The organism is Moritella sp. 24, assembly GCF_018219155.1.
Lineage (GTDB): Bacteria > Pseudomonadota > Gammaproteobacteria > Enterobacterales > Moritellaceae > Moritella.
The window spans coordinates 3,738,369-3,757,289 of sequence record NZ_CP056123.1 but is presented as its reverse complement, the minus strand read 5'-3'; the positions used below and the strand labels follow the sequence as shown (position 1 = coordinate 3,757,289).

General features: G+C 40.1%; 15 protein-coding genes. 6 read left to right on the top strand and 9 right to left on the bottom strand.

The window, feature by feature from the left end:
- The first annotated feature begins 62 nt into the window (after window positions 1–62).
- From HWV00_RS16715 to metC, 3 genes are all read left to right on the top strand, one after another.
- The gene (locus HWV00_RS16715) at window positions 63–1,430 is read left to right on the top strand and encodes a sodium:alanine symporter family protein (protein WP_211683152.1); all 1,368 of its coding nucleotides are present in this window, start codon (window positions 63–65) and stop codon (window positions 1,428–1,430) included.
- A 215-nt stretch (window positions 1,431–1,645) separates the two neighbouring features.
- A complete protein-coding gene (locus HWV00_RS16710) occupies window positions 1,646–3,277 on the top strand; it encodes a hypothetical protein (protein ID WP_211683150.1) in 1,632 nt (543 codons plus the stop codon).
- Window positions 3,278–3,455: 178 nt separating this feature from the next.
- Entirely contained in the window at window positions 3,456–4,640 is a 1,185-nt protein-coding gene (gene metC / locus HWV00_RS16705; protein WP_211683148.1) for a cystathionine beta-lyase, read from the top strand.
- A 113-nt stretch (window positions 4,641–4,753) separates the two neighbouring features.
- Here the strand turns inward: metC and HWV00_RS16700 are convergent, their stop codons facing one another.
- Both HWV00_RS16700 and HWV00_RS16695 read right to left on the bottom strand, forming a co-directional pair.
- Window positions 4,754–5,647, bottom strand: a complete 894-nt coding sequence (locus tag HWV00_RS16700; RefSeq protein WP_211683146.1) for a DMT family transporter — start codon at window positions 5,645–5,647, stop codon at window positions 4,754–4,756.
- Window positions 5,648–5,804: 157 nt separating this feature from the next.
- Window positions 5,805–6,683, bottom strand: coding sequence for a DMT family transporter (locus HWV00_RS16695; protein ID WP_211683144.1), 879 nt, complete (start codon window positions 6,681–6,683; stop codon window positions 5,805–5,807).
- Window positions 6,684–6,908: 225 nt separating this feature from the next.
- Between HWV00_RS16695 and HWV00_RS16690 the strand changes: the two genes are divergently transcribed.
- Window positions 6,909–8,045, top strand: a complete 1,137-nt coding sequence (locus HWV00_RS16690) for a hypothetical protein (protein ID WP_255554733.1) — start codon at window positions 6,909–6,911, stop codon at window positions 8,043–8,045.
- A 56-nt stretch (window positions 8,046–8,101) separates the two neighbouring features.
- Here HWV00_RS16690 and HWV00_RS16685 read toward each other — a convergent pair whose 3' ends face one another.
- The 3 genes from HWV00_RS16685 to HWV00_RS16675 are packed head-to-tail and all read right to left on the bottom strand — an operon-like array spanning window position 8,102 to window position 12,927.
- Window positions 8,102–10,765: a M14 family zinc carboxypeptidase gene (locus HWV00_RS16685; protein WP_211683142.1), complete on the bottom strand. Its 2,664-nt coding sequence runs from the start codon at window positions 10,763–10,765 to the stop codon at window positions 8,102–8,104.
- Between the two features lie 25 nt (window positions 10,766–10,790).
- Window positions 10,791–11,945: a RimK family alpha-L-glutamate ligase gene (locus HWV00_RS16680; RefSeq protein WP_211683140.1), complete on the bottom strand. Its 1,155-nt coding sequence runs from the start codon at window positions 11,943–11,945 to the stop codon at window positions 10,791–10,793.
- Window positions 11,932–12,927, bottom strand: coding sequence for a RimK family alpha-L-glutamate ligase (locus HWV00_RS16675; RefSeq protein ID WP_211683138.1), 996 nt, complete (start codon window positions 12,925–12,927; stop codon window positions 11,932–11,934). The genes HWV00_RS16680 and HWV00_RS16675 overlap by 14 nt, the downstream gene beginning before the upstream one ends.
- A 187-nt stretch (window positions 12,928–13,114) precedes the next feature.
- Here HWV00_RS16675 and HWV00_RS16670 point away from each other — a divergent pair, with 187 nt between their 5' ends.
- Window positions 13,115–14,206, top strand: a complete 1,092-nt coding sequence (locus HWV00_RS16670; protein WP_211683136.1) for a M20 family metallopeptidase — start codon at window positions 13,115–13,117, stop codon at window positions 14,204–14,206.
- A 120-nt stretch (window positions 14,207–14,326) separates the two neighbouring features.
- On the opposite strand, the gene HWV00_RS16665 is transcribed toward HWV00_RS16670, so the two are convergent.
- On the bottom strand, window positions 14,327–15,922 hold the full coding sequence (locus HWV00_RS16665) for an isocitrate lyase (RefSeq protein WP_211683134.1): 1,596 nt from the start codon (window positions 15,920–15,922) through the stop codon (window positions 14,327–14,329).
- Window positions 15,923–16,215: 293 nt separating this feature from the next.
- On the opposite strand from HWV00_RS16665, the gene HWV00_RS16660 reads away from it, so the two are divergent.
- Window positions 16,216–17,160, top strand: coding sequence for a LysR family transcriptional regulator (locus HWV00_RS16660; protein WP_211683132.1), 945 nt, complete (start codon window positions 16,216–16,218; stop codon window positions 17,158–17,160).
- 60 nt (window positions 17,161–17,220) lie between these two features.
- Here the strand turns inward: HWV00_RS16660 and HWV00_RS16655 are convergent, their stop codons facing one another.
- From HWV00_RS16655 to ruvX, 3 genes are read right to left on the bottom strand one after another with little or no spacing between them, the layout of a single operon-like run.
- Window positions 17,221–17,874, bottom strand: a complete 654-nt coding sequence (locus tag HWV00_RS16655) for a short chain dehydrogenase (protein ID WP_211683130.1) — start codon at window positions 17,872–17,874, stop codon at window positions 17,221–17,223.
- A 24-nt stretch (window positions 17,875–17,898) separates the two neighbouring features.
- Window positions 17,899–18,432, bottom strand: a complete 534-nt coding sequence (locus tag HWV00_RS16650) for a DUF2937 family protein (protein WP_211683128.1) — start codon at window positions 18,430–18,432, stop codon at window positions 17,899–17,901.
- Window positions 18,433–18,455: 23 nt separating this feature from the next.
- On the bottom strand, window positions 18,456–18,902 hold the full coding sequence (ruvX, locus tag HWV00_RS16645) for a Holliday junction resolvase RuvX (RefSeq protein WP_211683127.1): 447 nt from the start codon (window positions 18,900–18,902) through the stop codon (window positions 18,456–18,458).
- Window positions 18,903–18,921 lie beyond the last annotated feature (19 nt).

The following is an 18,921-nucleotide window of genomic DNA, read 5'->3' as shown; positions in this document are numbered from 1 at the left end:
GTTGAATATATAACCTGATAATGTGCGTTATCAGAATTATAAATCTTAAGGAAGGGATGTTGATGGAAGCTTTAACAGATTTTATTTCTGCGGTAAATGGTGTGGTATGGGGTGTACCTATGCTAGTCATGATCCTTGGGGTGGGCTTATTCCTGTCTTTAGGGTTGAAATTAATGCCAATTTTAAAATTGGGAACCGGATTTAAGTTACTTTGGGCTGGGCGAACAACAAGTGATCGCGATAAAAGTGAAGGTGAAATATCCCCGTTTAATGCGTTAATGACATCACTTTCTGCGACCATAGGTACAGGTAATATTGCTGGTGTTGCGACGGCTATCTTTTTAGGTGGTCCGGGGGCATTATTTTGGATGTGGTGTACTGCGCTAGTGGGTATGGCAACGAAATATGCTGAAGCGGTTTGTGCCGTTAAATACCGTGAAGTTGATGATAATGGTAATTATGTTGGTGGTCCAATGTATTACATCAAAAACGGTTTAGGCAGTAAGTGGGCTTGGCTCGGTACTGCGTTTGCTATTTTTGGTTCAATTGCTGGTTTTGGTATTGGTAATACAGTGCAATCAAACTCGGTTGCCGATGCCTTATCTACGAGCTTTGGTGTATCGCCAATGGTATCTGGCTTAGTCATGATGGTATTGGTTGGTTTGGTATTAATGGGTGGCGTTAAACGTATTGCTGATGTAGCTGGTAAATTGGTACCGCTAATGGCTATCTTTTATATCGGTGCTGGTTTTGTTGTTCTCGCGATCAATGCGAGTGAAATACCTGCTGCGTTTGGATTAATTATCGAAAGTGCATTTACGCCAGTTGCTGCGCAAGGTGGTTTCGCTGGTGCTGCTGTTTGGGCTGCAATCCGTTTCGGTGTCGCACGTGGTGTATTCTCTAATGAAGCTGGTTTAGGTAGTGCACCAATTGCACATGCTGCAGCGCAAACTAACGATCCGGTTAAACAAGGCCTTATTGCAATGCTAGGCACGTTTATTGATACGTTAATCGTTTGTACTATTACAGGCTTAGCGATTGTTGTATCTGGTGCATGGACATCGGGTGAAACAGGGGCTGCATTAACATCAGCGGCCTTTGCAAGTGCGTTACCGGGCGTGGGTAATTACATTGTTGCTGTTGCACTGTCGGTATTTGCGTTCACCACTATTTTAGGCTGGAGTTTCTACAGTGAAAAATGTGTGCAGTATCTATTTGGTGTGAAAGCGATTGTCCCATTCCGTATTTTATGGATTGTTGCGGTGCCAATTGGGGCGACAAGTTCACTGAGTTTTGTCTGGTTACTTGCAGATACATTAAATGCAATGATGGCTTTGCCTAACTTGATCGCTCTTGCGTTACTTAGTCCTGTGGTGTTTAAGCTAACGAAAGAATACTTTGCTAAGCAAGATAAAGCAGTGAAAGAATAATAAAACCCAGATATAAGGATACCTCCTTTACTGTGTTAAGTTATTAATTAACCCCCGTCTATTTTTTAATGTAGGCGGGGGTTTTGTTTTTGTTACATAAATACCCGCCTATACGTACTTATTGTCTTGCCATTACATCTCCTTACATAGTGTGTCCTGTAATTACTTTATTATCGTTTTATACAAGATATGAACTTATTAAAGGTAATTCAAAGATGGCAGTATCGAATAAAGTAAAAGGAAGTTTACTGGCGGCAGGTATGGTTATGCTTGCAGGTTGTGGTTCAGATAGCAGTAGCGGCACAGGTTCAACAAAACCGACACCACCAACACCGACAATTCCGACAGCAAAAATAACCTTTACTCCGACAGTTTTAGCTACGTTACCAGTAGATATGAGTATTGCTTCTGACGCAGGGTTTACGCGTTACAGTGAATTACTGATTAAGAGTCCAACGAGTACATTTAATGCTGCAGTTCCTCAACTTAAACTACGTATTATAGCGACAGGCGATAATGCGGATAATGATGAGAAGATTATCCGTGCGGGTAATATCATGTTCCACTTACTGCAAGATGTTGCCAACTCAAATTATGGTAAAGATAAATACTCGATTGCACAAACGATGGCTACACGAGAAGCAACGCTGATCTTGACTAAAGATCAAGATGAAAATGATATGGCGACATTAAAGCTATATGCGGCAGCGGCTATTAAATTAGACTTATTAAGAGGCATCCTCATAGAATCAGGGATTAGTGGTATTCGTGTTGATAACCTAGCTAACTTTGTAGCAGATGTTAGAGAATTAGAAGAGGAAGATAGAGAAAATGTGATTGGTGCGCTAGTTCAACTAAATAGCCATGCGGCTATGCCTAAATGGCTTACTAATAGCCAAGCGCTACAGTTCCGAGAGCTATCTGTTGAAGGTGATTGCCATTACATGAGTGATTTTGCTCAAGTGTTCATATGGGATGAGAATGAAGGTGAAAATAGACCGACCTCTAAATACTGTACGGACTTAGGTGAAAACTCAGATCGTGATGCTGGATTTGAAGAGATCTTACATTTAATTCAAGCGCAAGGTATTGCTCCGAACCCTGAAACGAGTGCTTATCAAGAAGCGGTAAGAGCTAGAGCTGAAGCAATTTATAAGTCTACAGCGGCAGACAAGCCTTGGAACCCGACAAAAGATGATTGGGCTGATTGGGCGTCTGATGACGTTATTAGCATCATGGGACCAACTTATTCTCATGAATATCTTGCGGCTGTATTAGAAGCATTTATGGGTATGAATGGGCATAAAACAGAAGGGCTAGATGGATACACGAGTACTGAGCGAGAGCAGATTATTGTTAAAGATAATATTGGTGATGACTTTGTTCGAGAGATGTTTGCTGGTGACTTGCAATACACGGCTCGAATACAAACTGATGGTGTAATTCAGTACTACAATAAAACCGCATTAACAGGTACGCCAACATTCAAAATGAAGAAGAGTGATGATGCTTTAGAGAAATACACCTTTAAATCACAATACCTTAAAAATGCAAAAATTGTCGGCTCTGACGCAATCGATTTACAAGGCAATGATAAGGATAATATTCTCGAAGGTAACAAGGCTAACAATACAATTCGAGCTGGAGCAGGTGGTGATACGTATATCATTACAAATACGACTGCAGCTGAATTTAGTTCATGCCAAGTGACATCGGGTGACGATAGTGGCGAGATTTATACTCAAATTACGTGCCCTAATACGGGAACGGATAAGCTATATAACGTTGAAACAATAAAATTATCAGATGCAATTAAAACGATTGATGCGGCTGGTAAGGTTAACTAATACCGCGAATCAGATGTAAATAATGACATGCAGAGTGGGGGGAGACTTCTTTCTCTGCGTGTTATCCTGTTATTCTTTTCATCCCAAGTCACGTTATTCATTGCCTGTCACTCTATCTTTCGCTACTGTGTTTTCATATGTAAATGATAAATATGAATGAGCAGGGAAAGATACGATTATGAGTTCAGATAAATTAGCCACACAACTTGTCTCGGCAGGACGCGATAAAAAATTCTCACACGGTGCAGTGAACCCCGTTGTTCAGCGTGCATCATCAATTGTATTTGACTCAGTAAAAGCAAAAAAAGCAGCAACAGCTAAACGTGCTGAAGGCGAGCTATTTTATGGTCGTCGTGGTACGCAGACTCACTTCTCGTTACAAGAGGCAATGACAGAATTAGAAGGCGGAGAAGGTTGTGCGCTTTACCCTTGTGGTGCCGCAGCAGTAACCAACGCTATCTTGTCATTTGTGAGTGCGGGTGATCATATTTTAATGACCAGTGCCGCGTATGAACCAACACAAGACTTTTGCAATGTGATGTTAGCGAAGATGAACGTCGCAACTACGTATTACGACCCAACGCTAGGCGAGGGTATCGCGGCATTAATGCAGCCGAATACCAGTGTTGTATTTTTAGAATCACCAAGCTCGATCACTATGGAAGTTCAAGATATTCCCGCGATTGTAAAAGCAGTACGTACGGTGAACCCAGACGTTATTATCATGATTGATAATACGTGGGCAGCAGGTGTGTTATTTAAAGCCTTTGAACATGATATTGATATTTCGATTCAAGCGGGTACGAAATATATTATAGGTCACTCTGATTATATGTTGGGTACAGCTGTTGCTAATGCACGCTGTTGGGCACAATTACGTGAACAGTCTTATCTTATGGGCCAAATGGTTGATGCCGATACCGCGTACATGGCGAGCCGTGGTTTACGTACTATGGGTATTCGTTTAAAGCAGCATGAAGCAGCGAGTATTAAAGTGGCTAACTGGTTAAGTACACGCCCAGAAGTTGAACGTGTTAATCATCCTGCGCTACCAAGTTGTAAAGGTCATGAGTTCTATAAACGTGACTTTAATGGTTGTAATGGTTTGTTCTCGTTTATCTTAAAAGACAAACTGAGCAATGAACAGTTAGCTAACTATCTAGATAACTTTGCACATTTCAGTATGGCGTATTCATGGGGCGGCTATGAGTCATTAATTTTGACTAACCAAGCATCAGAACTAAACCGTATTCGACCTGCGGGTGATGTAGATTTCACTGGTACATTAGTGCGTTTACATATTGGTTTGGAAGATGTAGAAGACCTGATTGCTGACTTAGAAGCAGGTTTTGCTAGATTGTAATAGCAAATGTATTAACGGATTAAAACCTTAGTCCGTTAATACATAATTTTTTGTCTGTAAATATCAAACGACTTGTCAGTAAATACTAAACTCTTGGTAGTAAATACCAAACGTTAAGATGGAATAGCCGCTTTTGTTTTCACTGCATTTTTAGATTTCAACTGCGTCATCGTCACACCCGCCAATACTAATGCACCACCAATAAACTGATAACTTGATAATTGTTCATCAAGAATAAAGGTTGCCATTATTGCGGTAAATACCGGTAATAAATTCATGAACATCGCGGCTTTATCTGCGCCGAGATGATGGATACCCTGCATCCATAACCATGTTGCTAAAATCGACGTTGGGATAGCAGCATATAAGACCAAAGGTAGTGATTCGCTGCTTAGGCTGACGTTACCGTTGTAAGTCAGTAAAGGAAGTAAAATTAGCACGGCAAATACCATCTGCACATATAACGCTATCCAGTTATTAAAAGGCAAGCGCCAGCGTTTCAGTAATACTCCGTACAGAGAATAACTACAGGCTGCGATGAGCATTAACGAATCACCGATATTAAGCCCTTTTGATAATAAGCCAATGATATTACCCTCACTCAACATATACGCTAACCCTGTCAATGATATTGACGCGCCAAATACAGCTCTCTTCGTTAACGACAGCCCCAGTAATGGCACACTAAACATCAAACTTAATAACGGCACTAAAGAAAAAATCAAGGTCATGTTTGTGACGGTCGTGGTTGCGGCTGCGAAGTAGGCGAGTGATTGGTTAATCGCCATGCCCAATAGCGCTAATACTGCTAGTTTGGGTAAATAAGGTTTAATAGCGTGGCGTTTTTTCCATACCGGTTTGATTAAAAATGGCGTAAGTGTGATTAAGGCAATAAACCAACGGTAGAAAGAAATAGTCTCGGGAGCGATGACGTTTGTAGATAAAATATTAACAATTGAATTACCTGACCAAATGATCACGGTGAATAGCGGGAGTAAAAAGTACATGGAGTCTGCTTGCGTATAAAAAGGGAATTGTAGCAGACAATTCAGCGTTATTGGAGGAGACTTATTGATAGAATATAGAGTAAATAAAAGTAACCGAGGTTATTCCATATGAATGATGGCATTACCTCGGATTAATTATGTTATTTGTTGATGAGGGTTAGTGTGCTAACGCCTTTTGCGTTATTTTTTTCTTCACCACGGTCTCGTTAAATATCAGTGACAATAAGATAATACCGCCACCTAACGCCAGTTTAACTAAATCAGCATCACGGTTCCAAATGACGAGATTCACTAATAAACCTAATGGTACAAGTACATTATTCATTGCGGCTAATGTGCCAGCATTTACCAAACAAGCGCCTTTATTCCACATGAAGTAACCTAAACCTGATGCGATAATGCCAAGGTAGGTTAATACACTCCACTGTGTTGTTGTGGTTGGCATTTTCTCTGTACTACCGAGCAACATAAAGGCGATGAAAGCAACAAGAAATGCACCAATATAAAACAGCCCAAACACATCACTATGTTTAACGCCTTTTAGATCTGTTTCGGATAATTTTTTGTACGCCACCTGGCCAATTGCCATCGCAATATTTGCGCCTTGCACAACAAGGAAACCCACTACGAACCCATCATTAATCCCAGCATATTTAATCACCACAGCACCAACGACTGCAATGATTGCAGTGCCTAAATACCAAGGGTTAAAACGCGAATGTAGTAGGTCATCAATCAAGGTGACGTAAATCGGTGTAAATACCGTGAACAACAAGACTTCTGGTACGGATAGCAGTAGGAATGATTGATAATAAAAACCATACATCACACCAAGTTGGCATGCACCGATGGCCATTACTTTGGCGATGGTGGTACGAGATAAGTTACCCAGTTTTAAGAATGGGATGAATACCAGCATGGCCAAACCAATACGGAATAACACTGAGAACCAAGCATCAACCTGACCCGCTAAATAAACCCCGATAAGGCTAAATGAAAAAGCCCATACTAAATTTGTAATGATTAAAAAATGCATTCCTTTACCTTAATTAATAGATGCCTGCAGAGTTGACGACGTTTGCCGAAAATAGTGACTAGAGTTTATATTTTGAATCCTTGAGATTACAGAACTGTGTTTAAAACTTGTCTGTTTGCTTTACGTCAGAGTAATAAATAAGCACTTGTAAGCAAAGACTAATGGTATATTTATTGTTGTTATAATTAATATTAGCTGTTTGTCTTAGGATATCGAGATCGTGACATGATGAAATTGAGTGCGCTATTACCTTTAACGCTGCTGGTGGCGTTTAATACCACTGCGAATGTGACTGTAAACCCTATTTATAAATTAGAAGCTGATCCTCAGCTTGGTAAAATGGTGACGCCGTCTACGGCTGAGCTTTGTCATGTTGCTAAAGGGGCTGTGGATTACCTTGCGTTAGGCGAAGGTTATGATCCCGGGATTATTACCGCAGGTATGACGAGGCAATTTGGCGGTGATTTAGAGCGCGTGAAACAAACGCTTAATTTTATCTGCCAAGTGGAACAAGAAGATAAATTAGCAGGTACATCAAGCCGCTTGATGGATAGCGCATTTATTGCAACACATTTTGATGTGATCCGCTGGATGCCAGATAAAGATCAAGCGCAGCATTTTTCAAAAAATAAACCGCTATTGAAAAATATTCCTGACGATAAGATCTTACTGACTAAATATTATATTAAGTTGGCGAAAGGCAGTGCGGTTCAAACACCTGACACGCCTTATGCGTTATACGCGATTCCAAATGATGAGAAAAAACTGAGCCTAGAGCAAGCGAATGCAAATCCCGACTTAACGCGTCATCAATTGACTAAGCAAGATGTGCTAACGGGTGTATTAGATAAAAAAAGTTTAGCCGAACCTATGGTGTGGTTATCACGTTATGATTTAGAAGATTCATTAATGCAAGGCACGGTTAAGGTCGATATTACCAGTGAAGATAGTCGCGATATAACGAGTCAGTTCTTTAATGTGCATCGTAATAACGGAATTGGTTATAAACGTAATTTAAACAAAGAAGATCAGGGACGTTATTGGTACTTTAAGAAAACGGATTCTGTGATGGGTTATGGTAAGGATGCAAATTACAAGATCCCTGTTTACCCATTCGTCACTGTTGCTGGAGATTTAGCGCATTTAGGTTTGGGTAAGTTAATTATGTTGAGCAGTAATGGCGAAAGCCGCTTAACAGTATTAGCGGACACGGGCGGGGCGTTTGAAGACAATCAATATCAACTGGATTATTTAGGTGGGTATTTTAAAAATTGGGATGACTATATTAATACGTACCGTACATTCCCTGATTATTTTGAAGCGCGCATATTATTGTTGAAAGATAAGTATGTAGCAGAATAAAAAAAGCCTCCGTTCAGTGTTGAACGGAGGCTTTTTAATGGTATACGCTGATAGTGTTAATTCAACTCGCCATCATGGTATTTTTGTTCCAGCTCATCTTGGGCTTCAAAATCATCAAGCTGAATTGGAATGATTTCATCAGAACTATAGCTCAGGCTAATGGCTTGTGAATAGTTAGGCACGCTATCATAACTAAATACCGAGTAGTATTTGGCGATATTCGGGTTGCCAAATCGATCATAGGTATAATTATCTTTACCCGCGTACAGCTTTACACCATCGAATGGAGAACGAGGTGGATGGAAACAGTTACGTACCACGAAGCAGCCCATCAAGTCAGCATCATCTGGCTTCTCCCATTCTAACCTGACAATGCCTTTTTCAAGCTTGGCATTGAATTGAGTCGGTGCGGGTAGGGCCTGTTTACGTCGCTTGATGTATTCAACAACAAGTTTAGGCGGGTACTTATTCGCAGACCAATCGACCGTTGCATTCGGTTTTCTGGATGCTGACGTAGCTTTAATTGTGAGGGTCAGGTCAGCCTTGTCGGTGTGTAGCTGTTCTAGCTGTTGCTTCGCTGCGGAATCAAACATAAACAAATGCTTAGGGTTTACCTTTAACTCTTCACTACTGACATCATAACCAAGGTACGCGATTCGTTGACGTTTTTTGATGTCGTCATAGACTTCACTATCAGACTCTGAAACCTCAACAATAAAGCGCATAGGTTCTCGCATGGCTTGATGCACCTCTGCACACAACTCTACATAGGCTTGGGTGATGACAATATCGCTCTCGCCATTATCGGTTAGCGCGCTTAAATCAAAATTAACCTGACCAAAAATAGTGTCGCCATTACTGTCGAATCCGCTGCGTAAACAATCATATTCAACACCGTCTTTACTTGAAGTACAGGTTCTACCTGCTGAGATCGTTGTATTTTCAGCTGCAAGGGTGTATTCAATTTCAATATTAGGACGGTAATGAATACCCCCACCGAAGCGCCCATAACCAATATCAAATTGCATCATCTGTGAATCGTTGGCTAGTGGTAATGTTTTAGGTCCTTGAATACGCAGTAATAGGCGACCATTTGTAAGTTGACTCTGTAATGCTTGGCGCTCTACATCATTAAAGTACCAATGACGCCAGATCCCTTGTGTTTGTTGATCCGAACCAATGGCATAACCCAGTGTTTCAACGGGTGTTGCTTGATCTATTTCAGCAAAATTAGTGATATCAGTAATATCTTCAGGGTTTAAAATTGAGATAGACCATTCACCATAATCTTCAATTTTGGTGCCGACGCGATTCATTGGATAAAGATAAAATGTCGCCTTACGGATAATGGCATCAGGTGGCAGACGCAATAAATCAAAATCAATGACGCCATAACAGACACCTTGGGTTTTGTTTACGCCGATAAACAATGAATTATGGCCAAAATGTTCTTTATTTTTAGTCTGATTCAGTGAGCTAACATAACCAATATTATTGCTTTGTGGAAATAAGGTATTGGAAAACTCATCTCGATTCAGCTTGGTTTTTAATTTCAACTCTGGCGCGAAAGGAGACTTTATATTCGAATCTCGATTCACCTTACGGATATTGTAGAAATAGCGCTGGTTGGCTTTTAGCTGCTTGTCGACATAGGTTTTATTTGCGGTGATAGCAATAAGATTATGCTCGGTACAATAATCTTTCGGCTTTTCACTGCGATATATCTCAAAATAGCAATTTGGCTCGTCTTTGCTATCGGCCCAAATTAAGTCACATTGATGACTGTTTATATCTGTTGTGGTGAATTGCTGTGGTCGCGCAGGTGCGTTGACGGAGTAATTAATGGTTTCACCTAAGGCATACAATAATGCAGGTATATTTTCTTCTACATCTTGAACCATGTTGGTGAGGTAATCTGGAATATTACGCGTGCCGACTTCAACGACAGATGAGAGTATATTTCGGTTAAAATAATATTCTCGTCCACTGCCATTAATCAAGTTCGCTGGTGGCTTACCACGATGGATCCCATATCGACGACCTGAAATACGATAGATTTCTTGTGCCATATTGGCGCAAAGCACATTCAGGTCAGTCCCTTCTAGTTCAGCTTCGTGATTAAATTTATGTGCAGGAAAAAATACATTCCCCTGAGAATGGTAATCTAACGCGATGGTAATATTTGGTTTATTATCGACGAAATTTTTAATGGCTTGTGTTTCAGGTTCTGAAAATGCGTGTGTGCCACCGTAAATATTTGAACTCGTATTATTTGTTTTACGGAAGTTAACGTCAAAATTACGATTAAGATCCACGCCAAATGTACCGTCGCCATTATCTCTTCGGTTTTTACGCCAAAAAGAATAATGCAGTCTTGAGTATTCAAAACCATCGGGATTTAAACAGGGCACCATGTAGAGCGTATTACGTTTTAGTGCCTGTAGAACTTTTGGATTATTGGGATAGTTATCAATAATGTAACGCACAAAATTAATCGCTAGTTCAATACCAATCCATTCTCTCGCATGGATAGTACCTGTATATAATAACGCTGGTTTTGTATCTGCGTTGGCGATATTTTCCGACAAGGTGACCATCATAATTGGTCGACCTTCACAAGTATTACCTATGCTTTCCAGACGGATCAAATCAGGATGATCCGCCATGGCTTGAGTCAGAAAATCAATCGCGTCTTGATAAGAAACGTATTGTCTTTTCATTTCATAACCTAATTATTGATAAAAGCTATGCGAGCTCTGTATAGTGATTTGATGCTCTAGGTTGATAACCTTGAGCGGCGAGGTGCCTAAATTTATCTTGAAAGTTCCAACACTCACTCGGCCACTCTTCATGCTGAGAATATTGAGTGCGTTGTAATGGGTAGAGCTGTGAACCGGGTGCTAGCTCGCCTGTATCTGTTGAATATTCTTGGCTACCAAAAGCAATATGGCGCAGCGTACGTAAAACAGATGGTGATATTTTCCCGAGTTCTTCCCAGTTCTTATCCATGAAATAAGGCTTTCTAAACTGACCATTGCCTAATAGCCACATGAGATATTGACCGATCCAGTCGCGAATATAAGGGAAGGCTGCAAACGCTGTCGCGCATTCTAAAATACTGTATTTATCGTCAAAACTAACGGCAATATCCGATGCCCAGTATTCACTGTTTGCGGCTTTTGATGCTGCAACAGCAAGGTTTAGCGCTTCTTGTGGCACGTCTTGGTAATCCATGCTGCCACCTTGGCTTGTGTTCGTTAGCCATTCGCCTTCAGGAGGACGACGCCAAAATGCGCAAACAGGTTGATGACCAATTAGCATGACTCGAATATCGGCTTTCATTGGTACAAAATCTTGAATGTAAGCAGGTAGGTAGCGTTTTTCTTGTAATAAACTAATTGCTTCATCGGCACTATCTACTTTGTGAACGAAGTATCCACCATAGTTAGAAGGCCCATAAGATAGCTTAATAATTTTTGGGAAGTCGGTCTGACGTAAAAAATCGAGCGCTTCTTGCTGCTGGTAAAAAATATGTGTGTTCGGTGCTGCTAATTCATTTTTACGGCAAAAATGGGTAACGTTCTCTTTTGATTTATTACAGAATTGGCTATCCAATGATGGAATAAAACGGACATTGGGTAACGCTTTTGCAATGTCTCTAAAAGTTTCGTAAGCGGTAGCAGGGATATTACCGATAAGTACGTCGATATTTTTACTTTTCACTTCATCAATAAACCGTTGTTTGTCATTGCCCCAGTGATAGGAAACCTGTTCAATTTTATCAGGCCAACCTTTGAAGTTAGAACGATCAAAAAATCGTAATACGTGATCAAGGTATAACAAACCGATTTTAGGTTTTTTAATGTGATTAAGAGGTAAATTAGCATTAAGCTGTGACATAGTTAAGCTCCGTATTAAGCTGAGTATTGGCAACATTTGAATTGATGTTAATCGCGTCTAAAATATTGTTTAATGAAGGCTTGGCTGTCGTGATATCAATCAGTTCGACGATCTTATCGATCTTATGTTGATTGAAGTTTAAGCCTAAAATTTCTTGCTCTGGTGTTGCAAATGCAGGGATACCATTCACTTCGATAACAACATACTTTTCATGCTCAAGATCATAAATAATATCGACGCCAGCAATTTCTAACCCCGTTATTTTCGCAGCATTAATAGCGAGTGCGATGACTTCATCGTTGGGTTCTCGAAGCATAATATTACCGCCATTGGTAATATTCGTTTTCCATTCGCCCTTTGCTGCTTGACGGCCATAGCATGAAACAACCTGACCATTGACGATATCGATTCGATAATCAGAAAAATCATTTTCAATAACACGTTCAATGTAAAATTGCGGTGCATCTTGTTTCAATAAATAAGGTGTTAGCAGGTCAAAATCACGTTCACTTTCAAGCTTAATTAATCCTCGTCCACCCCAACCATCTACGGGTTTACAAATCGCTTTGCCTTCCCAAGATTGCAGTTTTTGTTTGAGCATCGGAATATTCTTTCGATTACATAAAACGTGGTCTGTTGTTGATACATTGTGACGACGTAATAGATGTGCGGTTCTGAATTTATCTTCAGTTAACGCAAAGGCGTGATAGTTATTAATAGTCGGAATTGATTCTGACAAGCTCTGATATAGATACTGCTGATAATTAGTTTGCTGGCCAGCATTATAAGAAAAAAACAAATCAAGCTGATTCATGATAATGCCATTACAGAGAATTTGACCATCAAATGATGTGGCTTCAGCCAGATCTAGATTGGTAACAGCATTAATTTCTCTTTCTCGTAAACCTTCTAATATTTTTTGTTCGATGGCCTTGCCGCCACAGTTTTGGTACATCCAAATGCCAATATTCCTGAATGCCATACTTTAGTCCTTAATGTTAATCACTTGTTGATATAAAAAGTTGAAGCTGAAGCTTTATGTGGAGATTGTATACCCTATATATATGTTTTTGTAGCCTTTTAAGCTATTTATTACTACTATTTAGGTAATGGTTATTAAAGTGTTGTTTTTTAGTGAATATGTGTGCAATCGAATATAAGGTTTAATCATGAATATCGACTTTTCGGATTTAAAAAAATTAGTAGAAATAAATTCTTGGACGGGTAATAAGCAAGGCGTAGATCTTAATAGAGAGCTGATGATGGCATTTTTATCGCCATTGGGTTTTGAAAATGAGGTTTACCACAGGGAGCACATAGGCAGTCATATTTTGTTTAAGAGTCAGCATGGTGAAAATAAACCGCGAGTATTATTACTCGGGCATTTGGACACTGTTTTTCCTCCTAATACATTTGAATCTTTCAGCGAAGATGAAGAGTGGATATATGGACCTGGGGTCTGCGATATGAAAGGGGGGAATTTTGTTGCGCTATCAGCCCTAAGACGTATTTTTGCAGATAATGGCAGTGTTAATCATATCGATATATTACTCGTGAGTGATGAGGAAACCGGGAGTGATGATAGTAAATATCTAACGCAGGAACTCGCGAAAAATTATGATGTTTGTTTTGATTTTGAAGCGGCAGGTCGAGAACACGAAGTGGTTGTTGCGCGTAAAGGGGTGGCTACATTTTATATTGATTTAGTGGGCAAGGCGGCACATGCAGGAAATCATTATGTAGATGGTGTGAATGCGAATCTTGCCGCGGCAAAGCTGCTAATCGCGTTAACAGAGCTGACTGACTTAGCACAAGGTACGACAGTTAATGTAGGCAAAATCGAGGGCGGAATTGGTGCGAATACGATATCTCCTACATCACACCTTGCTGTCGAAGCAAGATTTACGTCGGAAGAAGAAAAAGATCGAGTACTTGCGGACATTCAGCATTTAAGCCATGAATCTTGGGTTGCTGGTATTGAGATAAAAATGTCTGGTGGTCTACAAAGAGGTGTGATGGCGGCAAACCATCAGCAAACTAAATTGCTAGCACGATTAGCGGATGTACTTGGTTATGCGTTAAAAACAGAGCATCGAGGCGGGGTGAGCGATGCGAATGTAACTGCTGCGGCTGGGTTAGTCACGTTGGATGGGTTTGGTCCTTATGGTGACGGTGATCATACTGTGCATGAAAGGGCGTCTAAAGCCAGTTTTGAGCGCCGTATTGAAGAGGTATATAAAATTTTATTGTCTTATCAGTAATATTAATTACTTATCTACAGATAGCAAAAAACCAGCCGAGGCTGGTTTTTTCATATTAACTTATATTCTTATTTAACTGACTTTATATGGTAATAAGAAGATGTTCAATGAAACGCTAAATTAGAACTGGTTCATCGTGTTGTCTTTACCGCCTGCTTTCAGTGCTGCATCACCAGCGAAGTATTCTTTATGGTCATCGCCCATATCAGAACCAGCCATGTTTTGGTGCTTAACACATGCAATTGATTGACGAATTTCTTTACGCTGAACACCTTTAACGTAACCCAGCATACCTTCATCACCGAAGTACTCTTTCGCTAGGTTATCAGTTGATAGCGCAGCTGTATGGTAAGTCGGTAGTGTGATTAGGTGATGGAAAATACCCGCTTCACGTGCTGAATCAGCTTGGAATGTACGGATCTTCTCATCAGCTTGGATTGCCAATTCTGTGCTATCGTATTTCTCGTTCATTAGGTCTGCACGATCATACGCTGCAACATCTTGACCTGCTTCAACCATGATATCAAAGATCTGTTGACGGAAGTTAAGCGTCCAGTTGAATGATGGCGAGTTGTTGTAAACTAGTTTCGCATTTGGTACTACTTTACGGATTTCATTTACCATTGCACCGATTTGACCAACGTGTGGCTTCTCAGTTTCAATCCATAATAAGTCAGCGCCGCCTTGTAGCGATGTAATGCAATCAAGTACACAACGTGCTTCACCCGTTCCTTGTTTAAATTGGAATAAGTTACTTGGTAGACGTTTAGGACGTAATAATTTACCGTCTTTCTTCAGTATTACATCGCCATTGCCTAGCTCTGCTTCTGAGATCTCATCACAATCAAGGAATGAGTTATATTGGTCACCAAGATCACCTGGTTCACTTGTTACAGCGATTTGTTTCGTTAGACCTGCGCCTAGTGAATCTGTACGCGCAACAATCACACCATTATCAATGCCTAGCTCTAGGAATGCGTAACGAACTGCGTTGATTTTCGCTAGGAAATCTTCATGTGGTACCGTTACTTTACCATCTTGGTGACCACACTGTTTTTCATCAGATACTTGGTTTTCGATTTGGATACAACATGCACCGGCTTCAATCATTTTCTTAGCAAGTAGGTAAGTTGCTTCTGCGTTACCAAAACCAGCATCGATATCTGCAATGATTGGCACAACGTGCGTCACGTGATTGTCAATCTTGTCTTGTGTATCAGCTACTTTAGCTGAATCGCCCGCTTCTTTTGCAGCGTCTAGTTCACGGAATAAACCGCCTAGTTCACGTGCATCAGCTTGACGAAGGAATGTGTATAGTTCTTCAATTAATGCAGCAACAGATGTTTTTTCATGCATTGATTGGTCTGGAAGTGGACCAAACTCAGAGCGTAGTGCAGCAACCATCCAACCAGAAAGGTAAAGATAACGACGGTCAGTGTTGTTCTCAAAATGTTTCTTAATAGAAATCATTTTTTGTTGACCGATAAAACCATGCCAGCAACCTAAAGACTGCGTGTACAATGAAGAATCATTATCGTAGTTTTCCATATCAGCGCGCATAATGTCAGCTGTGTATTGCGCAACTTCTAGGCCTGTTTTGAAACGGTTTTGAGCACGCATACGTGCAGCATATTCAGGACTAATTGCAGCCCATTTAGAACCTTGTTCAGCTTTTAGCGTCGCTACTGAATCGATATCATTGTTGTATGTTGACATAGCAAATCCCTTACAGTTATCAAGTATGAATAATTAAATTGAAACGCAGTGAGTAAAGCCTTTTATTCGTTTGCGTTTTGATGAGTTAATATTAAACGCTCATTTAATATTTAGTTAGTTTATATTTTTTATAGTCACCATTCACAGTGTGAATATACCTAGCTGTGAATTTACCTTATTTATGGTGTATTCTGTTTATAGCGGTTAATTAAGGTTGAATTTAACTCAATGTAAGTCTGTATTTCATTGGGTTAGCACCATTTTTTTACTTTATTATTGTAGGTATTTATTTTATGAATATATCAGGGATTGATCTTAATTTATTGATTTACTTCGATGTTTTGTTACGTGAAAAGAATGTGACACGTGCTGCTAGTATGCTCAATATCACCCAACCTGCAATGAGTAATGGATTACGCCGATTGCGTACTTTATTAGATGATCCTGTTTTAGTGCGTACATCCGATGGTATGACGCCAACTGAAAAGGCACGTAAGTTAGCGCCCGTAATAAGAAAGCTATTATTGGAGTTAGAAGAAGCCTTACAAGAAGAAAAAGAATTTGATCAAAGTAGTCAGCGGGTATTTCGGATCATGGCCAGTGATTATGCGGAATCGACGTTGATACCATTACTGTTAAGCAAGCTAAGTAAAGTCGCGCCAAATATGACTGTGGATATTATGACGCCATCAGATGTGACCTTTCATGATGTGGAAGAAGGCAAAATTGATATGGCTATTAACCGTTTCGATGAGTTACCCCAGTCGTTCTATCAAAAAACGCTTTGGCATGATTCGTTCACTTGTATGATGAATGCGGATAATCCGATTGTGAATAAGTTTAATCTTAATCATTATCTCGCGTCGAAACACGTATGGGTATCTAAAACTGGTTTTGGTGTGGGTGTCGGGATGAATCCACATGATGTACAAAAATTAGGTTGGGTTGATGAGGCGCTAAATCGTTTAGGTAAAAAACGAGATATTAAAGTGTTTACCCGTAATTATAATGTAGCGATGCAACTAGCATTACAAGATGAATTAATTGCAACATTACCAACGCAAGCAGCCTTAATTCATAAGAATAATAGCGATTACACTTTATTAGAGCCACCGTTTCCTATTCCGAATATTGAATTGAAAATGATCTGGAGCCCGTTATTACACCATGATGCTAGCCACGTTTGGTTCCGCCAGTTAGTACTCGAAGCTGCAATGGAGCTGCGTGATAATAGCTAGTCTCTAATGCAGTAAAGGTACTCTCTAAATGGAGTTAAGGTACTCTATTTAAAATACGTATTAGTATTGCTGGATCTCTAAGCTGCTAATGATGTGGTGGCCACTGGTTACTTGCTGACTAAGTTGATACATGGCGTTAGCCAGTTGCTCGATAGCGATGGGTTTCTGTTGCTTCAGTAGCGGCAGTGGTAACAAAGATAATACGCTCAGCGGATAATAAGCAAGGGCTTCCATCAGTCTAAACTCATCACGCTTACCATGTAATAATGTTGGCTGATAAAGAAATAATGCGGCCAGAGGAAGTTGGCGTAATAATAGCTCTGTTTCCCCTTTTGTTTGTAAATAACTACTTGGCGATTTAGCATTCGCACCCACTGCGCTAATGACATGCAGTTGCGCGGTACTGTGATTAGCAATCCACTTGCCAAAATTAACAATGTAGTCTTTATCTACTTGCCTAAATGCAGCGAGTGAACCTGCTTTTTTACGTGTTGTTCCTAAGCAGCAATAGGCGCAATCAATGTCAGCATCAATATTCAAATGGGGTAACTCGGCTAAGTCGATGACGATCTCTGTTACTTTTTCATTTTGCTTAAAAGGTGTTGTTCGGTAATGTACAACATAGATCTGAGCAATATTAATATCATTAAGTAATTGCTGCATAAGCAGGCTACCTGTCGCGCCAGTTGCGCCCATGATAATGACATTTTTCATGATTATTCCTTATTCATAAAATAGCTAGGCAGTATTGGCTGCAATATTTGAAAAACGGTATCGTTGACGCCAAAGTAATGCGGCTAATTTGATGATGAGTAGCCAGATTAAGTTGAGACTGATACCACCGATTAATCCGGTGATTAATGCTGCTTGGCTTAATGGTATACCGGGTTTGAATAGCATCAGGGTATTTTGAGCTAGTTTACTATCAATACGAGTGACAAAATAAGTGAGCTTATTAAGGTAGTTACCGTCGCTGAGTATTGCTAAATCGGCAGCTAAGGCGGGTACTGATTGTTGTAATGTAAATACTTGCTTACCAACCTGCTGTACAGCAGGTGCTGGACTGTTATTGAAATCCGTAATCAATTTATCAAGCTGACCATGAAAATTGATATCAGCAATTAATTGAAATTGTTTTAGTTGGTTTTGTTGAGCAAGATAATAGCCGGAGAGTTGTTGACTGTAGTGGTCAATGAACTGAGGAAATTGCATAAAAAGTATGACGCCTACCGTAAATAATAAGCGTTGTAATAAACCGTGAATAAACGTCATACCGAGCGCGTCCTTGTTAAGCTTTATAGTTCTGCGCCGTATTGTGCTTCCATCCAGCCTTCTAGGATAACCATTGCTGAAGCACTATCAATTGCGCCTTTTTGAAGGGCTTTAAAACCACCTTCTTCAAATAAACGTGCTTTAGCATCTTTGGTGGTAAGGCGTTCGTCATGCATTTCTGTTTTCACATTAAATCGGCCTGTTAAGCGGTTAGCAAATTTAATTGCACGCTTGGTGATCTCTTGCTCTGTGCCATCCATGTTTAATGGTTTACCTACGATCACAAGATCTGGTTGCCATTCTTTAATTTGCTGCTCGATTAAATCCCAATCTGGAATGCCATCGTTTGCTTTAAAAGCAACAAGCGGTCGCGCTGTGCCTGTAATTTCTTGACCAACGGCGATACCAATACTTTTTGTTCCAAAATCAAAACCAAGTAGGGTTCTTTGTCCGCTTTCTGCATTACTCATATTTTTCTCCGTAGGCCCC